The following is a 19,615-nucleotide window of genomic DNA, read 5'->3' on the forward strand; positions in this document are numbered from 1 at the left end:
ATCTATGAAAAATTTTGCCCTCATCGGAGCAGCAGGTTATATAGCTCCTAGGCATATGAAAGCGATAAAAGATACCGGGAATAGACTCTTGGCGTCTTATGATAAATTTGACAGTGTTGGTGTGATGGATAGCCATTTTCCTGATGCTGATTTTTTCACTGAGTTCGAACGCTTTGATCGACATATTGAAAAGTTAAAGCGCGCTGGGCAAAAAATTGATTTTGTAAGCATTTGTTCTCCAAATTACCTTCACGATTCTCATATCCGGTTTGGACTAAGAGTAGGAGCTGATGTAATCTGTGAAAAACCTTTGGTTTTGAACCCGTGGAATATCGAAGCGCTGAAAGAAGTCGAAAATGAACACAGCAAAAGGGTGTATAATATTTTACAGCTTAGACTTCATCCTTCCATAATTGCCTTGAAGGAACGGATTCAAAACGGACCTAAAGACAAGATTTATGACATTGATCTGACTTATATTACTTCGAGAGGCCATTGGTATTACACTTCTTGGAAAGGCGATGTGAGTAAATCCGGAGGCATCGCAACCAATATTGGGGTTCATTTTTACGATATGTTGACCTGGGTTTTCGGACCGGTAAAAACTAATCAGGTCCATGTTCATACTCATGACCGCGCAGCGGGATACCTCGAACTTGAAAAAGCCCGAGTCAGATGGTTTTTGAGTATTAATGCCGATACACTACCTGATTCGGTTAAGACTAAAGGAGGAAGAACGTTCCGGTCACTCTCCATGGAAGGTGAAAAAATTGAGTTTAGCGATGGATTTACTGAACTTCATACCCATAGCTACCAACACATCCTGGACGGTAATGGGTTTGGATTGGAAGAAGCCATGAGTAGCATTCAGCTGGTACATGACATTCGACATATGAAGCCCTTAGGTTTGGTAGGAGAGTACCATCCCTTTGCCAAGTTGGACTTGGCTAAACATCCATTTGACAATTAATTAAAATATATTTTATGGAATTGAAAGATTCAAAAGTCCTTGTAATCGGCGGTGCCGGATTCATTGGAAGTTTCGTGGTTTCTGAACTATTAAAGGAATCCGTAGGGGAAGTTGTGGTGTATGATAATTTTGCAAGAGGTCAGAAGGATTATCTCGTAGAGCAGCTAAAAGATCCACGATGCAGCATTTTTCCAATTGGTGGAGATGTTAGAGAAATCGATATTCTGGATACGGCCATACAGGGAAAGGACTATGTAATATGCTTAGCTGCGATGTGGTTATTGCATTGCAAGGATTACCCTAGAACTGCCTTTGAAGTAAATATTGCTGGTACCTTCAATGTATTGGAGGCTTGTGTAAAGCATAAAATCAAAAAGCTTGTTTGGTCCTCTTCCGCTTCGGTCTATGGCGATGCGGTCGAACTTCCAATGACAGAATCCCACCCGTTTAATAATAAGAATTTTTACGGAGCGACTAAGATCGCAGGAGAAGCAATGGCCACAGCCTTCCATGACCGCTATGGACTTCAGGTAATTGGCCTCCGCTACATGAATGTTTATGGACCTCATCAAGATCAAACTGCTGCGTATACGGGTGTTGTTCCGATTATGCTGAATAAAATCGAGGCCAACGAATCTCCTTCAATTAATGGAGACGGAAGTCAGGCGTATGATTTTATCTACGTAGAAGATGTAGCCCGATGCAATGTCCAAGCGTTGAAAAGTGATGTGAAGTTTGGAATGTACAATGTCGGAACTGAAGTTCAGACATCCATCCGGGAACTTTGTGATTTAATTTTGGAACTCAAGAACTCAGATCTTAAAGTAGCCTATAAGCCGTATTCGGCAGATGATGCAAGAGCCTTGGTTCAGAACCGAATCGGTTCAAGGGTAAAAGCGGAGGAGGAGTTGGGTTTCTTATATAAATACAGTCTTAGAGAAGGACTGTTAAAATTGATTGATTGGAGAATTGCTACAGGGGTAGACAAAGGATAATCAAGAGCCCATTTTTTTTTATTGAAAATTGACATAAAATGAGTCTTGTAGAAAAAAGAAATATTCCGATTTCACTTCCTGTTACTGGAATTGAGGAATGGGAGGCAACTAAAGAACCCTTAATGAGTGGCTGGATTACCTCCGGTCCCAAGGTCAGGGAGTTTGAGCAACTGTTTGCGGAAAGACATCAAGTGAAGCATGCCTTCGCAGTGACAAGCGCCACTACGGCACTTCACCTTGCCTTGGTAGCATTAGGTGTCGGGCCCGGTGATGAGGTGATAGTTCCTGCTTTTACCTGGGTATCCACGGCAAATGTTGTTTTGTATTGCGGAGCAAAAGTGGTTTTTGCTGATGTTGATCCACTCACCTTTAATATTGATCCAGCAGATCTTGCCCGACGAATTACTTCAAGGACAAAGGCCATAATTCCTGTTCACCTTTTTGGCCTTTGTGCCGATATGGATGAAATCAAGCGAATTGCCGGAGATATTCCTTTGGTAGAAGATGGAGCTTGCGCAGCAGGAGCCGGGTACAAAGGAACCCCTGCCGGAGCACTGGGTACTATCGGTTGTTTTAGCTTTCATCCCCGAAAATCCATAACTACAGGAGAGGGGGGAATGCTCACCACTAACGATGATCAATTGGCAGAGCTTTTAGGTATGCTTCGGAACCATGGTGCGTCCATTTCAGAAGAGCAACGTCATCATGGACCAAGGCCTTATATTCTACCCGATTTCAATCTTTTAGGCTATAATTATCGCATGACTGACCTTCAAGGAGCAGTCGGTGTGGTGCAAATCAAAAAGTTGGATCAATTTATTCAAGAAAGAGCTAAGTGGGCAGCTTATTATTCAGACCAGTTGAAAGAGGTTAAATGGCTGAGTACTCCAACATTTGGATCTGAATATCAACATGGGTGGCAATCCTATGTCACCCTAGTGGATGAATCCAAGGCTCCTACTTCTCGAAATGAAATCATGGAACTATTACAGGAAAGAGGGATTTCCACCCGACCAGGAACTCATGCTGTCCATATGTTGAATTTTTACAAAGAAAAATATCAAATTCAACCTTCTGACTTCCCAGGTGCACAAACTGCAAATGACCATTCTATGTCAATTCCTCTTCATAATCGAATGAGTGATGAGGATTTTGCTTTTGTAGTCGAAGTGCTGAAGTCACTCTAGTATGTGTGGAATTGTTGGCGTTTTTAATTTGAATGGAGAGCCTTTTGGGCTCTCTGCACTTAAATCCATGGCTAAGCAGATGGCTCACCGTGGGCCAGATGGGGAAGGCTATTTTGTGGATAATCAAATTGCGTTTGCTCATCGAAGATTGGCTATTTTAGATACTTCTCCAAGAGGAGCTCAACCCATGACCTCCAAGGATGGTAATTGGGTAGTAGTATTCAATGGTTGTATTTATAATTTTTTAGAACTCAAGCAAGAACTCAGATCAAGAGGTCATGAATTTGTTTCCACCACAGATACAGAAGTGATTGTGGAAGGGCTCTCAGCCTATGGCCCTGATTTTTTTAAGCGGCTCAATGGCATGTTTGCTATTGGAGCCTGGAATAAATCAGAGCAGAGTCTGTATTTATCTCGAGATCGATTTGGAGTTAAGCCATTATACTATTGGTTTACGGGTAAAACAGTAGTTTTTGCATCTGAAATCAAGAGTATAATTAAGCATCCTGAGTTTCGCGTTGAACTCAATTTGGAAGCGCTCAATGAGTATTTTACTTTCCAAAATATGTTCAGCTTCAACACCCTGTTCAAGGGGGTGTCGATGCTACCTCCGGCCAATACTGTTAAAATCACAGCTGAAACCACCCAGATCAAGCACCAATCCTGGTGGGATTATGATTTCTCAGTTCAGGATGATTCCTTGAGCTTTGAGGCTGCCACCAAAGAGACTGAGCGATTGTTTAAAAATGCCGTTTCCCGACAGATGATTTCCGATGTGCCGGTAGGATCTTATCTTTCCGGTGGCATGGACTCAGGTTCCATTACTGCCCAAGCGAGTAAACATGTTAACCGTCTTACCACCTTTACCTGTGGCTTTGACATGAGTGAAGTTTCTGGGGTTGAGGCAAATTACGATGAGCGAAGGGATGCGGAATTGATGGCAAATCATTTCAAAACAGAGCATTACGAGCAAGTTTTGAACGCTGGAGATATTCGATGGTCTTTGCCTAGGGTGGTGTATCACTTAGAGGATTTGCGGGTGGGTATGTCTTACCCCAACTACTATATCTCAAGGTTAGCCTCCAAGTTTGTCAAAGTTTGCCTTCAGGGTACAGGAGGGGATGAACTTTTCGGTGGATATCCTTGGAGGTATTATCGAATTTTCAAATCGGTCAGTCAGCGTGAGTTTTTTGATTTGTATTATGAGTTTTGGCAGCGCCTAGTTCCAGACCATCAGCGGGAAGAACTCTTCACTCCCGATGTGAGAAAAGCCGTAGATTTCAATCATCCCAAGACCGTTTTTGAGCGGGTATTTACTTTCAATGATAAATTGAAGTACGATCATCCAGAAGATCACATCAACAATTCCCTGTATTTTGAGGCGAAGACTTTCTTGCCTGGCCTATTGCTGGTAGGAGATAAACTCAGTATGGCCAATAGCCTTGAGGAACGATTTCCTTTTTTGGACAATGATTTGGTAAATTTTGCACAGAAGATTCCTGTAAAATACAAGCTTGGCAATTTGGAGCAAATGTTGAAGATTAATGAAAATGACTTCAGGAAACGTAGCAAAACCTATCAAGAATTTGATGATGGAAAAAATGTGCTCAGAAAAGCTATGTTAAACTTCATGCCTGAAAAAATTATAAATAGAAAGAAGCAAGGTTTTTCAGCACCGGATGAAAGCTGGTATAGAGGAGAGAATGCAGATTACATCAAGGAATTGCTACTCAATAAAAAAACTGTTTCTTCAGAATACATCAATCCGGACTATATTCGAAAAATCGTGAACGAACACGTCAATGATCATGTGAACCACCGACTTTTGATCTGGAGTTTCATGAACTTTGAGTGGTGGTGTAAGATCTTCCTCAACAATGAATCCTTTGAATGAAAAGGTCTGAGAAATTAGAACATTCTCCAGAACAACTGGAATTTTTCGAAAAGCTTCAAACTTTAAAACAGGAGTTTGATCTGATTTTCAAGTCAGAATTCAATAGATCCCTTCCTTTTGCTGATTTGATTTTTGACCGTTGGGAAAGAGCGAAATCACTGGGATTTGGTGAGGGAAGTTCTATTTATGATTCTTCTTATGTTTTTGGAGAAATTTCTGTAGGTCAAAAGACATGGATTGGACCTTTCACGGTATTGGATGGGTCTGGAGGATTATCCATTGGATCTAACTGTAGTATATCCTCCGGAGTCCAGATTTATTCTCATGATAGCGTGAATTGGGCAGTATCGGGAGGAACTTCACCTTATGAGTATGCGCCAGTTCAAATCGGAAACAATTGTTACCTCGGCCCTAATGCAATCATAAGTGCCGGGGTAATATTGGGTGACGGCTGTATAGTCGGTGCCAATAGTTTTGTCAATAAAAGTTTTCCCGCAGGAAGTAAAATTGCCGGATCACCAGCGAGGAATATTTCCCCTGCTTCTAAGTAATCTTTTGTGATGGATTTTTTAAAAGCAATTCTTTCTACCCTAGTTTTAGCGATAGGACTACCTATCTATTTGATTTTTGGGACTCTTTGGGTCTTTTTTCACCGAATAAATTCCCTGTCAGCTAAACCAAGATTGGTTTGGGGAAGTACGCCTATCATTAATAACAAGTATTGGTCAGAAGCAATGAAGGCTAAGGGATTCACTTCGGAGACTTTTACCCTTGATTTTTATTCCAGCATCAACAAGCGTGAAGATTGGGGTAGAATTCTGTCTGAGGAGTTTTCTATTCTGCCACATCCTTTTAAACCTTATTTCGGCTTTTTGGATGCCATTAGAAGATACGATGTGTTTTTCCTATCCTTCGATGGCTTTTTTATTGGCACCACGCCCATTTGGTGGATTCAGGCCTATTGGTTGAAATGGGCTGGAAAAAAAACGGTAATGCTACCTTACGGTTCAGATTCGTATTCTTACCGCTCTATTCGCTCAACATCTCTGATTCATGGCTTGATGATGTCCTATCCCCAAGCAGCCAAAAATCAAGATCTTGTCGAACAGCGTGTAAAATATTGGACAAGACATGCTGATTTCCAATTTTCCGGTATTATGGGGCCTGATGGATTCGGTCGCTGGGATATTTTAGCACCGACCATTTTATACATCGACCTTGACCTTTGGAAGGCTTCTCAACGAAGAAGTCAAGCGGATGGTAGCACTGAAGTAGTTACCATAGTACATGCTCCCAATCATAGAGGATTTAAAGGATCAGAGTTTATCTTGGAAGCAGTAAAAGAGCTTCAGGAGGAAGGATTGAAGATTCGGTTAATTTTACTTGAAAAACTTCAAAATGCAGAAGTAAAGCGGATTTTAGCAGAAGACGCCGATATTTTGGTGGAGCAGTTAATTGCCACTGGCCACGGTATGAATGGATTGGAAGGCCTAGCCTCTGGTTTACCAATTATATCTAACTTGGAGGATGAATCTTATATGCTTCCTTTCAGGCGTTGGTCATATTTTGATGAATGTCCGATAGTATCAGCAACTCCTGAGAATATAACTGAGGTTTTAAGAAAACTAGTCACTCAGCCTTCGCTTCGCCATAGTCTGGGAGAAGCTGGACGCGCTTATGTTGAAAAATATCATGGCTTGGACAGTTGCCAATATGTTTTTGGAGAAATCATAGCAAAACTCAAAGGCGAAAGGGATAGCCTAATCAATTTATTTCATCCTTTATTGGGAGAATATCCAAAACGGTCACCTAAAATTAGCCATCCTCTGAAAAATAACAGAATCCCCAACTGATGGTTTTTAGGCAGTTAGCAAAAGATTCCGCAATCTACGGAGGAGCGGATCTGGTATCCAAAACCATTAATTTTTTTACTTTTCCCTTCATTGCCAAAGCACTTTCACCCGAGTCGTTTGGGTTCCTAGAATTGATTTTGACCAGCACAGCGCTTTTGGGAGTCATGGGGAATTTTGGGTTGAATAATTCACTCCAGCGATTTTATTGGGATCCGGAGGTGCAGCCATCAGACCGTAAGGAATTGGTTAGTTCGGGTTTGATTGCCCAGGTTTTGATTTTGTCGGTTTTATTGGTTCTCGCCGCTGGAATTTGTCTGGTGTTTTTTCCGGAGGTAGGCACAGCCTATGCTTTTACTTGGTTGGGCGTATTTGCTGCCTTATTACTAATGGCAGCAAATCAATGGACGCAATATTTATTGGATGTGATACGGCTTCAATTTAGACCTTGGAGTTTTCTTACGGTTTCGATGATTTCAAGGGTCCTCTCAGCGGTCTTGGGATTGATCGCTGTTGTCTATTTGGGAAAAGGGATTGACGGACTTTTGGGTGCACAGGCAGTGGTTGTCATTTTGGTGTTACCTGTGGCACTTTTTATAGTTAAAAATGAGTTTTCAATTGCATCATTTTCTAAGAAATGGGCAAAAGAACTTCTTCAGTATGGTTATCCTTTTATTTTTTCGGCATTGGCCTATTGGATTTTCACCTCTCAGGATCGGTGGATGTTGGCTTCTTTTTCTTCTGTAGAGGAAGTAGGGATTTATTCGGTATCATTCCGGTTTGCATCTGTTATTTTATTTGTCTCTGCCGCTTTTGGACAGGCTTGGAGTCCGGTGGCAATGAAAATTCGAGCTGATCATCCTGAGTCTTATCCCAAAATTTATGGGGATGTATTGATGATTTTGATTTTCGGTATGGCTTTGATCGCGGGAGTGATTGGACTTTTTTCCGGCGAAATCATTCATTTATTGATGGGGGAGGAGTATTTGAAAAGCGCCTTACCTATGGTCTTATTAGCATTTGCCATTGTTTTTCAAGCTTCCCAACAAATCACAGGTATTGGAATTTCTCTCGAAAAAAGGACCATCTTGTTTGCCCACCTTTCTTGGGTTACGACGGTCATTAACTTCGGCTTAAATTGGATTTTGATTCCTCAATATGGAGCTTTGGGTGCATCATGGGCAACTGCTATTTCCTATTTATTTCTCACAGGTAGTTATTTCTTCTTTACTCAGCGATTTCATCCAATTAAGATAAGTTATACGAGGCTGACTTTGATTCTAGCCATGACTTTTGCAGTGATTTTCCTATCCTTTTGGTTCTATAAGCCTGAATTATTCGCTGTTACAATACTGATAAAAATCGGCCTAATCTTCGCATTCTTGGGCTTGGGCCTGAGTATAATTCCCTTAAAAAACATGAAGAATGTCTAAAATTCGAACTGTTCTTATTTCTGGTGCCAACGGACTGTTGGGACAATCACTTTGTAAACTGCTGGTCTCAGAAGGATTTGAAGTGGTTGGACTGGTTCACAATTTACCATCAAAAAAAATCCCCAATGTAACCTACCTATCGATTGATCTTGAAACGGAATGGAATCAAAATCAGCTGCCTGAACAGGTTGATGCCATCGTTCACTTGGCTCAATCCGCACATTTTAGAGATTTTCCTAAGAAGGCTATGAATGTCTTTAAAGTAAACATTGCTTCTACAGCCAAATTATTGGATTACGGCAGACAAATTGGAGTTAAAAGTTTTGTTTTTGCCTCTTCTGGAGGTGTTTATGGAAATGGCAATCAGGCCTTTCATGAAAATTCCGCCATTTCTTCTCCGGGTTTGCTTGGTTATTATCTAGGTAGTAAACTTTCAGGTGAAGTTTTGTCCCAAAGCTATTCTGACGTTTTTACAGTCAATGTCCTCCGATTCTTTTTTATTTATGGCCCAAATCAAAAAATGGGGATGTTGATTCCCAGATTAATGGAAAGTGTGATTAATCATCGTCCAATTACACTACATGGTCAACAAGGGATTCGGATTAACCCCATTCATGTAGCAGATGCAGCTATAGCCACACGTGCTGCCATGCTTAGCGAAAGTTCAACAGTTTATAATATTTCAGGCCCAGAGGTTCTTTCACTGAAGACTATAGCGGAGCAAATGGGAATATTTTGTGGAATTGCACCCGAGTTTTCATATTTGGAAGGGGAACCACGAGATTTAATTGGAGATAATTCGGCAATGAAAAGAGATCTTCATATTCCATCACGCTTACTTGTGGATCACCTAGATGAAGTCAAAAATCTGGTGACCTCCTGATTGCATAATTTTTTAAGAATATCTTTAAAATGAAAGTACTCCATCTTCCCACAACTGTAGGAGGAAATCCTCAAGGGATCAGTAAACATATGCTAATTCTTGAAGTGGATAGTCAAACCTGGGCTTTGAGACAGAACTATTTGGGTTACCCAGTAGACAAAGTTATATGGAAGGATTCGGACAATTTTTTCCAAAGGGAATGGAAAAGGCTAAAAGCATTGACTTATGTTTTTCAAAATTGGGATGCAGTCCATTTCAATTTTGGAACCACCTTGTATATTCAAGAACCATACATCGCCACTCCATCTCTGGCCCGCAATCTGTTTAGGAAATTCTATTCGAGATATTTGAATTTGATGCAAGGCATAGAACTTAGTGTACTGAAATGGCGTAGGATTCCAATGTTTGTACAATACCAAGGCGATGATGCAAGGCAGGGGGATTTTTGCCTGAAAAATTTCAAAGTAACAGCAGCAACTCAAGTGGGATCTGATTATTATAATGAAAGAACAGATGCCCAGAAAAGAATCCAAATCCATCGGATGTCCCAGTTCTGTTCCAAAGTCTATGGTCTTAACCCAGACTTGCTCTATGTACTACCCGAGGGGGCTGAGTTTTTACCTTACTCCCATATTTCTTTTGAAGAATGGGAACCACATTATACCCAATTGATGGATCGACCGTTGCGTATAGGGCATGCACCAAGTAATAGAAAAGGAAAAGGTACTGATTACGTAATTGAGGCTCTGGATGAGCTCAAATCTGAAGGATATCAATTTGAGTTTGTACTCATCGAAGGAGTCTCCAACGCAGAAGCAAAACTGATTTATCAGGATATTGATGTATTGGTCGATCAATTGTTTTTTGGATGGTATGGAGGTTTGGCAGTGGAAGCCATGGCGCTGGGTAAGCCGGTTTTGGTTTACATTAGAGAAGAAGACCTCAAGTACATTCCAATTCAGATGAAACAAGAACTTCCTTTTATAAATGTTCATTCCAAGAGTATCAAAGCCGGACTGAAATCCGTCTTGGAAATGCCAAGAGCGGATTTGTTGGAATTGGCAAAAAAAAGCAGAGAATTTGTTCTCAAATGGCATGATCCTATAGCCATCGCAAATAGACTAGTACATGATTATAAAGAGGCTAAACTTGAAATAGAAAAGTAAATGTGCGGAATAGCAGGAATTCTTTCTGAAAACCCGAATCTAATCAGCAAGGAAAAGCTGGTGAAAATGACTGATTCAATCATCCATAGGGGTCCAGATGGGTCTGGGCATTGGATGAGCGAAGACGGTAGGATTGGTTTTGGTCACAGAAGATTGTCAATATTGGACTTATCCGAGTCAGGTGCTCAACCGATGCATTACTTGGATCGATATACACTCACTTTCAACGGAGAGATCTATAACTATCTTGAAATCAAAGCGGATCTGATTAAAAAGGGTTATAAGTTTCGTAGCAATTCTGACACGGAGGTGCTTCTTGCTTTGTTTGATCTAAAAAGGGAAGACTGTCTTCAGGACTTGGATGGAATGTTTGCCTTTGCCTTGTATGACAATCAAACTGGGGAGGTTTTTTGTGCGCGGGATCGATTTGGTGAAAAGCCATTTTTCTTCACGCAATTTGAAGATGCATTTTACTTTGCTTCAGAAATGAAAGAATTTTGGGCCGTGGGCGTGAAGAAAAGTCCTGACTCTGAGATGATATTCAATTACCTGCATTTTGATCTCTTGGATAACCATTCGGATCTGGGACAGACTTTTTTCAAAGGCGTAAGGAAGTTGGCTCCTGGAAATTACCTGATCTGGAAAAAAGGATCAATCTCTGTGAGAAAATACTGGGCGATCAATCCCCTTGCTCAAAGCACTTCGATTGGGCTCGATGATGCCAAATATCGGTTCCGTGAACTCTTCATCGAGTCGGTAAGCCGAAGACTTCGATCAGATGTCTTAGTGGGCTCGAGCTTGTCTGGTGGAATCGATAGTTCGTTAGTAGTCTGTGTGATTGATCACTTACTTAAGGATCATCCGGAATCAATTCAAAATACCTTTTCGGCCAGGTTCAAGAATTTTCATAAAGACGAGGGTTACTTCATTGAAAAAGTCAAAGAAAAAACGCGAATAAACTCACATGAAATCTACAGTGAAATAGACGAATTGGAAGGAGTATTCGACAGAATTTGCTATCATCAGGAGGAACCTTTTGGGTCAGCTAGCATATTGGTCCAATATCAAGTATATGAGTTGGCCAAAAAGAAGGGAGTAACTGTCCTTTTGGATGGACAAGGAGCTGACGAAATTCTAGCTGGCTACCATCCTTATTTCACGACATTTTTTAATGAAATCCGGAAGCGTTCAGGAGCTCAGTTTCAAAATGAATTTTCTGCCTATCTACAACTTCACGAAGAAAATACCATCAATACCAAAATACCAAAACCTGGATTTCGGCAATCTATTGCAGCTAATTTTCCAACTTTGGTAAATAAAGTAGGAAGAAAAGTGTTGAATAGAAAGATGAAAAACTCAACGCTCATGTCAGATGATTTCTTCGCCACCTTTCGAAAGTCTTCCCACAATGATTTCAACTTCGATTTGGGTCACTTGAATAGTCATTTGTATTTCTCGACTTTTGAAATAGGATTGCCCACACTATTGAGATATGCGGATCGCAACTCCATGGCTCATAGCAGGGAAGTCAGGCTTCCTTTCCTTTCACATGAACTGGTGGAATTTGTATTCAGCCTTCCTTCTGAATTGAAAATCAAGGACGGATGGACTAAATTTTTGATGCGGGCTGCATTTGAGGATTTACTTCCGAAAGAAATTGCTTGGAGAAAAGATAAAATCGGCTTTGAGCCTCCTCAAAAATCCTGGATGGATAATCCCAAAACACAGGAAAAAATCAAAGCTTCACGGGAAATCTTGAGCAAAGAAGGAATTTTGAAAAAAGGCGCAGAGAATTTTCCCATTGAATCTCAAATAGCTCATACTAAGGGAGATGGTAGTTGGAATCATTTAATGATAGCTAATCTTTTTGAATCTTGAAAAAGCGGGTTCTCATTTTATCTTTTTCCCGAATGCATGCTGATCCGAGGGTGCTTAGGCAGATTTCCTTTTTTGAAAAACAAGGATTTGATATTGTTCTGAGTGGCCTTGAATACGCTGGAATACGTCCTTTTTACCCATTAACCAAAGCAAAGTCTCCATTTTTCCGCGCCTTAAAATTAGGTATGATGGTGACAAGATTAGCTCGTGTTCGAGTGAAGGAATTTTTGCGTCATAGTAGTCTGAAAGATTTGAGTTTGGTGCAGCCAAAATTTGATTTGATTTTGGCAAATGATGCCGAAACATGGCCATTAGCAGTAGCCTTAAAAAAATCTCATCCCGAGTCTAAAGTCATATTTGATGCACATGAACAGTACGCTAAGGAATTTAGTGAAATGTTGATTTGGAAATGGTTTCACAAGCGATTTGTCAATTTTGTCTGTAAAAAATACATTCCCGAGGCTGATAAATTTATCACTGTTTGCGATGGAATAGCCAAAGATTACACGAAAGATTATGGAGTCCAGGCATATTTGATTCTAAATACACCAGAATATGAGCCTGACTTGACCCCAAGTCCTGAGAAGGATAAAATTCAGATTATTCATCATGGTATAGCCAACAGAAGCAGAAAAATTGAGAAAATGATCCACCTCATGGACTATTTAGATGAGCGGTTTGAATTGAAATTGATGCTTATTCCTTCAGATCCGGCTTATTATCAAGAGTTGAAAGAATTGGCAAAAGGAAAAAGAATTGAATTCTTACCTCCAGTTCCTACCCAAGAAATTTCCTCATTCATTAATCGATTTGATATAGGTCTATTCATTTTGGAGCCTGTCAATTTTAACTATGCCAATGCCCTTCCCAATAAATTTTTTGAGTTTATCCAAGCCCGCCTAGCTATTGCAATTGGTCCTTCTCCGGAGATGAGCAAAATAGTCCTTGAAGAAAAAAATGGAATCGTAGGCTCTTCATTTGAAGAGAAAGAATTGGGAGAAGCCTTGAATGCGATTTCAATAGAAGAAATTCAAAAAAAGAAAGAAATCTCTCACCAAATCGCATGGAAATATTCCAACCACCAAAATGAAAAAGTCATGGAAAACCTACTCCGTGACTTAAACTTATCGAATGTGGAACCTTCATTGGAATCGGTCAATTAATCGAATTGAAAAAAATTCTTTTAGTTTCTTTCTACTTTTTTCCTTGCACCCTTACTCCGGCGCAACGGCTAACCTACTGGGCACAGAATTTTTACAGGTTTGGATTTTACCCCATCATCGTAACCCGTGCATGGACCAAAGACCAAAAGACGCACTTGGATACCAAAGTGGCCCTTGGTGATAAAGTGATCATCGAAAAATTTCCCCATTACGAAGTGCATTACCTTCCATTCAAACCGGGAATCCTAGATCAAGCTTACAGGCGATTTGGGGAAGGTGTTTTTCGTCCCTTGTTTTTAGTCACCAAATTACTGGACGTATTCCTAGCTCAATTCACCTTAGCATTCACTTCTTTTTCCAATTTTTTGCCTTACCTAAGACAACTGGTTGAGAAAGAAAAGCCCGAGAAACTTCTAATTTCCGGCGAACCGTTTTATCTGTTTCGATTGGGGTACATACTTCATAAAAAGCTTGGTATCTCCTGGATTGCAGATTATCGTGATGACTGGTCCACCAATGAACTTCAAATGGAAAGATCGGGTGGAAAAATCAGAAAGTGGATCGCAAGTTTGGAGTCTAAGTTTGAAAAAAAATGGGTTGGATCTGCCGATTTGATTGTTTCAGTTTCCAAACCTTACACTCAGCGCATTTCTGAGTTTCTTAAAAAACCCGGTATTACAGTTCAAAATGGATTCGAGGAAAGTTTGCTTGAGCTTCCTTCTACACAATTAGCTGATCAGTTTACAATTATGTATAGCGGGGTGCTCTATCCCTCCCAAGATGTAAGGCCGATACTGAGTGTGTTGGAAGCTTGCTACACAAAAAATTATCCATTCCGATTGATATTTTTGGGAGCTGGATACGATATCAAGGAAAAGAAGAGAATCGAAGCTTTGGTCCCGGCACACCTAAGCGCTTTCGTTGAGGTGACCGATCGGTTTCCAAGGGAAAAAGCGTTAGAAATGCTTCAAAAAGCACACATACTTTTAGGTATTGCCTATGGAACAATGAAAGGAATACCATCTTCAAAACTCTATGAATACCTCGCGATTGGAAAACCTGTTGTGCTTTGTCCCAAGGATTCCGATCAGATGGAATCCATTTTGATGGATTCAGGTCTCGGTTTTTTTGCTTCTAATGAAAAAGAAGGAGTGGATGCAGTCTTGAGGATAATGGACCTCTATCAACACCCCGATAGCCTGAATGAGCTGAAAGCTCAATCCAGAGAAAAAATAATGAAGTATTCCCGATCAAATCAACTTCAAATCCTTGCAACCTCTCTCGCAAAGTAGGCCTTCTCCAATTTTGATTTTGGTAGGAGAAAAAGGGCTCCATGTGATTCTTGTTCTGCTTTTTTTCTTGATTACTTGCACCGAACTCGTCAGTTTTCAGTTAGACAAAGCATTAATGACACTGATGACAGGAGCCTTGATTTTTCATTCTGTTGTGTTGAAGAAAACGGTACCGGTGGCAAGCTTATATGTGTTGGTAAGTTTAATGATTTTTATGTTGGTCACCTACTTGACCAATTTACCAGACTCCTCACTGATTATTTTCTTTCCAATCATAGGATTGGCCTTCGTGGTCTTAGTAAGCCAAGAGCATGGCATACTTGATATTTTGTATAAGGCACTATTCATCCATATTGTCTTCGGGATTTTTTTCGTAATCAGCTCTTATGCGGTGGGGATGAACCTACATGTGCATCCGATGTATGATAAGGGTTTACCATTTTTGCATGCTGCAAAGGGCTTTACCACTACTGTTCAGGCTTTTGGAACTTTGCTAATCAGTTGGTTTTTGCTTTACTATTGGAAGCAGGATCAAAATAAAACCGGTCTTTTGGACAGAGTTGCATTTTGGATTTCAACCATAGGTCTTGTCCTCACCTTCAATAGAAATAGTTTCTTGGTGTTTTATATTATTATGTTTTTTAGACATCGAAAAGTCTTTGTTCTAAGCCTTGTCGTAGCTTTTGGTTTCTATTTGTATTTTTTTGAATTTATCAATAAGCTCATTTTTAACATGAGCACGCTCACTTCCAGGTCAGACTTATTACAGGCATTCCGAATTGCATTTTTTGAAAAAACAGACTGGCTGGGGTATTTGATTGGGCATGGTAATAACATTGTCGAAGAAAGTATTGCAAAAGGAACCGTCTATTCGACTGGATATATCGAAAATGGGACTTCAGTACTGCTTTATACCTATGGATTTATAGGATACCTAATCTACCTTATATCTGTGATTGTTTTCGCAGTGCTATTTTTTCGGAGGGGGTTGGTATTTTATTCGGCTATGTGTTTTTACATTTTCATCATTGCACAGCAGTTTACCCATGAATTTTTTTCGACAACTATTTATATTCTATTGTCAGTATTCCTAATAATTTTCTACAACCAATCCAAAATTGAAAGAAAAACTTCTTTTTTTTCACCTACTCAATAATTATACAGGGAGTCCCCTAGTACTGAAAAATACCATTCTCCTAGCTAGAGATATGGGGAAAGAAGTGCACCTCTACACAAGTAAAAGTGAAGGATTTTTAACCGGAATCTCAGGCATCATTTATCATTCAAACAATTATATCCGCTCGCGTTTTAAGGTAATTACTTTGTTTACATTTTTTTTTAGCCAATTTCTGTTGGCAATCCGTTTGATGAGGCATTGGGGCGATTCCTGTACTTTTTATGTAAATACGATCCTTCCTTTTTCTGCAATTTGGATCGGGAAATTTCTAGGCAAGAGAGTTCTCGTTCACGTCCATGAATACGAAATCAGTCCCAGATTGCTCAATAATTTCCTTTTCTGGACTGTCAGAACTTATGCAGATGAAATAATCGTAGTTTCCAATTTCTTGTCCAAAAATCCGTCTTTGGCACCGAGAAAATCACACGTAGTCCACAATTGTGTGAATCAGGAAATTGAGGAACAAGCAGGTGCCAATGATGAACTTAAAGAAGAATTTAAAGTATTGATGCTGGCTTCCTTGCGTCCATACAAAGGGGTTAATGAGTTTTTAAAACTTGCTGAAGAAATGCCCCAAATAGGGTTTGATTTGATTTTGAGTGATTCAAAAGAAGATGTGGATTTTTGGAAATTGAAGTCAAATATTCCAGAAAATCTCACCATTCTATCTGTTCAAAATAATGTCATACCGTGGTATAAAAGTGCCTCGGTGGTCATTAACCTCACACATAAGGATGAATGTTTAGAAACTTTTGGAATGACGATACTTGAAGGCATGAAATTTGGGCTTCCATCGATCGTTCCTACAGCGGGTGGAGTAACCGAACTGGTTCTGGATGGACAAAACGGCTTTCAAATTGATTACTACGATCTGGATGAGATTAAACGAGTGGTTGAGGAAATGCAAACAAATTTTCAATTTTGGCAAGGATTGAGTCAACATGCACTGGAGCATTCCCGGAAATTTTCAAGGGAAAATTTTAATGAAAAAATGAGCCAATTATTGAGATTTCAAGTGGCTCCTGAATAAAATATTTGATCACATGAATTGGTTTTTGAAAAATCTTCTTTTGCTCATTTTCCTATTCCCTCAGTGCAATTTTGCTCAAAAAGCAAGAGTTTTTGAATTGCATAAATTGTATGAGCCGCAAGTTGCCGAAGGGAATTTTGTGGCCTGGAAAAATGATGGAATTTTGATCCCGATCCGTTATGAGTCAAAATCAAAGAGAGAAGTCAGCGTGACTTATACCGGGCCTGATGCTGATTTTCAGCTCTACCAATTGCATGATATTTGGGCGGATTTTTCAGCGGGCAATTGTGGTGAGGCCAAGACAAATGGGATTTTTAATAAAGTAAAAGTTCCTGATCGAGCAGAAAACAAACCTGATTTTAAGTTTTTGCCCTCAGAAGAAAATCAATGGGTTATCGTCTATTTAAAAATAAGCTCATTCACTAACTCTGGCATTTTTCCTTACTCCATTACTTTTTCTGAACAAGGAAAAAAGACTGAAGTAAAGGGTAAGCTTACTATCAAAGATAGGGTGGTAAAAGATCTGGCAAGTCTGGATTTTTTCTCAGATTTCTGGCAGTTTCCTATCGCGATGGCAGATCATCATCAGATTAAACCTTGGTCTCAAAGCCATTGGCAAAAGCTGGAGGTAATGTTTGATCAGCTCTGCCAAATCAATCAAAACTCCATCACCACATCAGTATTTTGGGATTTGTACAATACAAGAATTCGACCCTTTGACGAAATGATGATTCAAGTAAAAAAGTCCAAAGAAGGTCGATTCACTTATGATTTTAGAGTTTTTGATAAATACGTGGAATTGGCCCATTCCAAAGGAATTAGTAGACAAGTAGCAGTTCATAATTTATTTCCATGGAATGAATTTTTATTTTATTACGACGAAAGCTCCTCTAGTGTGGTGTCGGTTCAGGCTAAACCTGGAACTGTGGAATATCGAGCTTTCTGGAAGCCCTTTCTCATTGATTTTTCGGAGCATTTAAAACAAAAAGGATGGTTGGAAAAAACCGTGCTTTTTATTGATGAACGAGATCCAAATACAACACTTGAATTGGCGAAGTGGATTAAAACCGTGAGTCCGGAATTTAAGCTTGGGTATGCAGGTGATTTTTACCCCTTTCTGTCTGAATGGATACAGGACTACTCTATGCCGGTAAATGTGGTAGTAGAACCCGGCGAACTTAAAAAAAGAGTGCTTTCTTCCCAGAAGACTTCACTCTATACCTCCTGTTTTGAAAAAGAAAATCAACCTAATCTATTACTCACTTCTGATTACCGGGATATCTATTTTCTCACTCAACTAGCCAAAGCAAAAGGCTATGATGGAATGCTGAGATGGGCCTTCAATCTCTGGACTTCTGATATTTTGCAATCAGCGATATATTCGGATCTGCCCTCAGGAGATGCGCATCTGATATACCCCGATGGTCAGGTTTCTTTAAGATTTTTGGTTTTAAAAGATGCTTTGGAGGAAATGAGTAAGCTTGAGACTATTTCCAGAGTACAAGATCCAGCCGAGATGATACAGGCGACAAACCGTTATTTCCTTATCAATGTAGAGGCGGAGAGAAACCAGATGATTCAGGCCATGAAGAACTATTTGAATGATTAAGAAAAAACTTGCAATTCTTGGGATTGTCGGTGTTCCGGCAAATTATGGAGGGTTTGAGACACTAGTTGACAATCTACTTGATCTTTTACCGAAATTCTTTGATGTTACTGTTTTTTGTGAAAGTAAATCCTATCCGGAGAAGCTGGAAACTTACAAAGGAGCCAAACTTGTGTATGTAAATTGGAAGGCGAATGGTGCACAAAGTATCCTATATGATTCGATTTCGCTGTTGAAATCCTACAAAAGTCATGATCACATTCTTTTATTGGGTGTCTCGGGGGCAATTATGATTCCGTTGATCAAAACATTTACCCAAGCAAAAATTGTGACTCATATAGATGGGTTGGAGTGGAAGCGGGATAAATGGGGATGGTTTGCCAAAAAATTCCTCAAGTTCTCGGAACGACTGGCCGTTACATTTTCAGATAGTGTGATTTCCGACAACAAGCATATTCAGAATTATGTAACTGAAGAATATGGCAAGGATTCTTTTTTGATCGCCTATGGGGCCAATCACGTGAGTAGTGTGGAACCTGGCCCTTACCAGAAAAAGTTTTCCTTCCTAGGTTCACCATATGTATTTACAGTTTGTCGAATTGAACCGGAAAATAACGTGGAAATGCAGCTTCGAGCCTTCAGGGAATGTGAGATAGGCATGCCTTATGTAGTAGTGGGTAATTGGAATGCCAATGATTATGGCATGAAACTTTACCATGAATACTCTAAAGTCCACAATATCATCCTGTATAACCCAATCTATGAGATGGAAGAATTGAATGTGCTTCGATCAAATTCATTCTTTTACCTACATGGTCACAGTGCAGGTGGGACAAATCCTTCCCTTGTTGAGGCAATGTATCTCGGACTCCCGGTTATTGCTTATGGGGTAAATTACAACATAGAGACCACATTTGGGAAAGCTTTATATTTTAACGATTTCGTAGAATTGAAAACACTGCTTTTTCAAATTAGGGAATTGGATAGGGCTGCAATGATAGAAGACTTGTCCAAATTGGCAAAGAAAAATTATTCCTGGAAAGCCATTACCAAAAAATATGTGAAGATGTTTAAGTTGATTTGAAGTGGAG

16 protein-coding genes are annotated in these 19,615 nt (G+C 39.9%); all 16 read left to right on the top strand.

Features of this window, described 5'->3' with window-relative positions; translation table 11 throughout:
• The first annotated feature begins 4 nt into the window (after window positions 1–4).
• The 16 genes from ACK4HU_RS11875 (at window position 5) to ACK4HU_RS11950 (ending at window position 19,608) form a co-directional block, all read left to right on the top strand.
• Window positions 5–970 (top strand): Gfo/Idh/MocA family protein, encoded by a 966-nt coding sequence (locus ACK4HU_RS11875; RefSeq protein ID WP_409806993.1) that lies wholly within the window; start codon window positions 5–7, stop codon window positions 968–970.
• A 14-nt stretch (window positions 971–984) separates the two neighbouring features.
• Window positions 985–1,965, top strand: coding sequence for an NAD-dependent epimerase/dehydratase family protein (locus ACK4HU_RS11880; RefSeq protein WP_409806994.1), 981 nt, complete (start codon window positions 985–987; stop codon window positions 1,963–1,965).
• Between the two features lie 38 nt (window positions 1,966–2,003).
• Complete coding sequence (locus ACK4HU_RS11885; RefSeq protein ID WP_409806995.1) at window positions 2,004–3,152, top strand: DegT/DnrJ/EryC1/StrS family aminotransferase; 1,149 nt, start codon at window positions 2,004–2,006, stop codon at window positions 3,150–3,152.
• A gap of 1 nt (window position 3,153) precedes the next feature.
• Window positions 3,154–5,046: an asparagine synthase (glutamine-hydrolyzing) gene (gene asnB / locus ACK4HU_RS11890; RefSeq protein WP_409806997.1), complete on the top strand. Its 1,893-nt coding sequence runs from the start codon at window positions 3,154–3,156 to the stop codon at window positions 5,044–5,046.
• Window positions 5,043–5,597 (top strand): acyltransferase, encoded by a 555-nt coding sequence (locus tag ACK4HU_RS11895; RefSeq protein ID WP_409806999.1) that lies wholly within the window; start codon window positions 5,043–5,045, stop codon window positions 5,595–5,597. Before asnB (ACK4HU_RS11890) ends, ACK4HU_RS11895 begins: the two co-directional genes overlap by 4 nt.
• Window positions 5,598–5,606: 9 nt before the next feature.
• On the top strand, window positions 5,607–6,899 hold the full coding sequence (locus tag ACK4HU_RS11900; protein ID WP_409807001.1) for a hypothetical protein: 1,293 nt from the start codon (window positions 5,607–5,609) through the stop codon (window positions 6,897–6,899).
• Window positions 6,899–8,329 (top strand): flippase, encoded by a 1,431-nt coding sequence (locus ACK4HU_RS11905; protein ID WP_409807002.1) that lies wholly within the window; start codon window positions 6,899–6,901, stop codon window positions 8,327–8,329. The genes ACK4HU_RS11900 and ACK4HU_RS11905 overlap by 1 nt, the downstream gene beginning before the upstream one ends.
• Complete coding sequence (locus ACK4HU_RS11910) at window positions 8,322–9,212, top strand: NAD-dependent epimerase/dehydratase family protein (protein WP_409807004.1); 891 nt, start codon at window positions 8,322–8,324, stop codon at window positions 9,210–9,212. Before ACK4HU_RS11905 ends, ACK4HU_RS11910 begins: the two co-directional genes overlap by 8 nt.
• A 29-nt stretch (window positions 9,213–9,241) precedes the next feature.
• The gene (locus tag ACK4HU_RS11915; RefSeq protein WP_409807006.1) at window positions 9,242–10,378 is read left to right on the top strand and encodes a hypothetical protein; all 1,137 of its coding nucleotides are present in this window, start codon (window positions 9,242–9,244) and stop codon (window positions 10,376–10,378) included.
• The gene (gene asnB, locus ACK4HU_RS11920) at window positions 10,379–12,256 is read left to right on the top strand and encodes an asparagine synthase (glutamine-hydrolyzing) (protein ID WP_409807008.1); all 1,878 of its coding nucleotides are present in this window, start codon (window positions 10,379–10,381) and stop codon (window positions 12,254–12,256) included.
• Between the two features lie 185 nt (window positions 12,257–12,441).
• Entirely contained in the window at window positions 12,442–13,419 is a 978-nt protein-coding gene (locus ACK4HU_RS11925) for a hypothetical protein (protein ID WP_409807010.1), read from the top strand.
• Window positions 13,420–13,424: 5 nt separating this feature from the next.
• A complete protein-coding gene (locus ACK4HU_RS11930) occupies window positions 13,425–14,711 on the top strand; it encodes a hypothetical protein (RefSeq protein ID WP_409807012.1) in 1,287 nt (428 codons plus the stop codon).
• On the top strand, window positions 14,689–15,867 hold the full coding sequence (locus ACK4HU_RS11935; RefSeq protein WP_409807014.1) for a hypothetical protein: 1,179 nt from the start codon (window positions 14,689–14,691) through the stop codon (window positions 15,865–15,867). Before ACK4HU_RS11930 ends, ACK4HU_RS11935 begins: the two co-directional genes overlap by 23 nt.
• A 463-nt stretch (window positions 15,868–16,330) precedes the next feature.
• A complete protein-coding gene (locus ACK4HU_RS11940; protein ID WP_409807016.1) occupies window positions 16,331–16,918 on the top strand; it encodes a glycosyltransferase family 4 protein in 588 nt (195 codons plus the stop codon).
• A 13-nt stretch (window positions 16,919–16,931) separates the two neighbouring features.
• Window positions 16,932–18,527, top strand: coding sequence for a DUF4091 domain-containing protein (locus ACK4HU_RS11945; protein ID WP_409807018.1), 1,596 nt, complete (start codon window positions 16,932–16,934; stop codon window positions 18,525–18,527).
• Complete coding sequence (locus ACK4HU_RS11950) at window positions 18,520–19,608, top strand: DUF1972 domain-containing protein (RefSeq protein WP_409807020.1); 1,089 nt, start codon at window positions 18,520–18,522, stop codon at window positions 19,606–19,608. The genes ACK4HU_RS11945 and ACK4HU_RS11950 overlap by 8 nt, the downstream gene beginning before the upstream one ends.
• The last annotated feature ends 7 nt before the right edge of the window (window positions 19,609–19,615 follow it).

Origin of the sequence: Algoriphagus sp., assembly GCF_046296635.1 — a bacterium.
Classification (GTDB): domain Bacteria; phylum Bacteroidota; class Bacteroidia; order Cytophagales; family Cyclobacteriaceae; genus Algoriphagus.

Excerpts from the sequence above, each read along its gene's own strand:
- ACK4HU_RS11875 (WP_409806993.1), top strand. The coding sequence starts at position 5 with ATGAAAAATTTTGCCCTCATCGGAGCAGCAGGTTATATAGCTCCTAGG.
- ACK4HU_RS11880 (WP_409806994.1), top strand. The coding sequence starts at position 985 with ATGGAATTGAAAGATTCAAAAGTCCTTGTAATCGGCGGTGCCGGATTC.
- ACK4HU_RS11885 (WP_409806995.1), top strand. The coding sequence starts at position 2,004 with ATGAGTCTTGTAGAAAAAAGAAATATTCCGATTTCACTTCCTGTTACT.
- asnB (WP_409806997.1), top strand. The coding sequence starts at position 3,154 with ATGTGTGGAATTGTTGGCGTTTTTAATTTGAATGGAGAGCCTTTTGGG.
- ACK4HU_RS11895 (WP_409806999.1), top strand. The coding sequence starts at position 5,043 with ATGAAAAGGTCTGAGAAATTAGAACATTCTCCAGAACAACTGGAATTT.
- ACK4HU_RS11900 (WP_409807001.1), top strand. The coding sequence starts at position 5,607 with ATGGATTTTTTAAAAGCAATTCTTTCTACCCTAGTTTTAGCGATAGGA.
- ACK4HU_RS11905 (WP_409807002.1), top strand. The coding sequence starts at position 6,899 with ATGGTTTTTAGGCAGTTAGCAAAAGATTCCGCAATCTACGGAGGAGCG.
- ACK4HU_RS11910 (WP_409807004.1), top strand. The coding sequence starts at position 8,322 with ATGTCTAAAATTCGAACTGTTCTTATTTCTGGTGCCAACGGACTGTTG.
- ACK4HU_RS11915 (WP_409807006.1), top strand. The coding sequence starts at position 9,242 with ATGAAAGTACTCCATCTTCCCACAACTGTAGGAGGAAATCCTCAAGGG.
- asnB (WP_409807008.1), top strand. The coding sequence starts at position 10,379 with ATGTGCGGAATAGCAGGAATTCTTTCTGAAAACCCGAATCTAATCAGC.
- ACK4HU_RS11925 (WP_409807010.1), top strand. The coding sequence starts at position 12,442 with ATGATGGTGACAAGATTAGCTCGTGTTCGAGTGAAGGAATTTTTGCGT.
- ACK4HU_RS11945 (WP_409807018.1), top strand. The coding sequence starts at position 16,932 with ATGAATTGGTTTTTGAAAAATCTTCTTTTGCTCATTTTCCTATTCCCT.
- ACK4HU_RS11950 (WP_409807020.1), top strand. The coding sequence starts at position 18,520 with ATGATTAAGAAAAAACTTGCAATTCTTGGGATTGTCGGTGTTCCGGCA.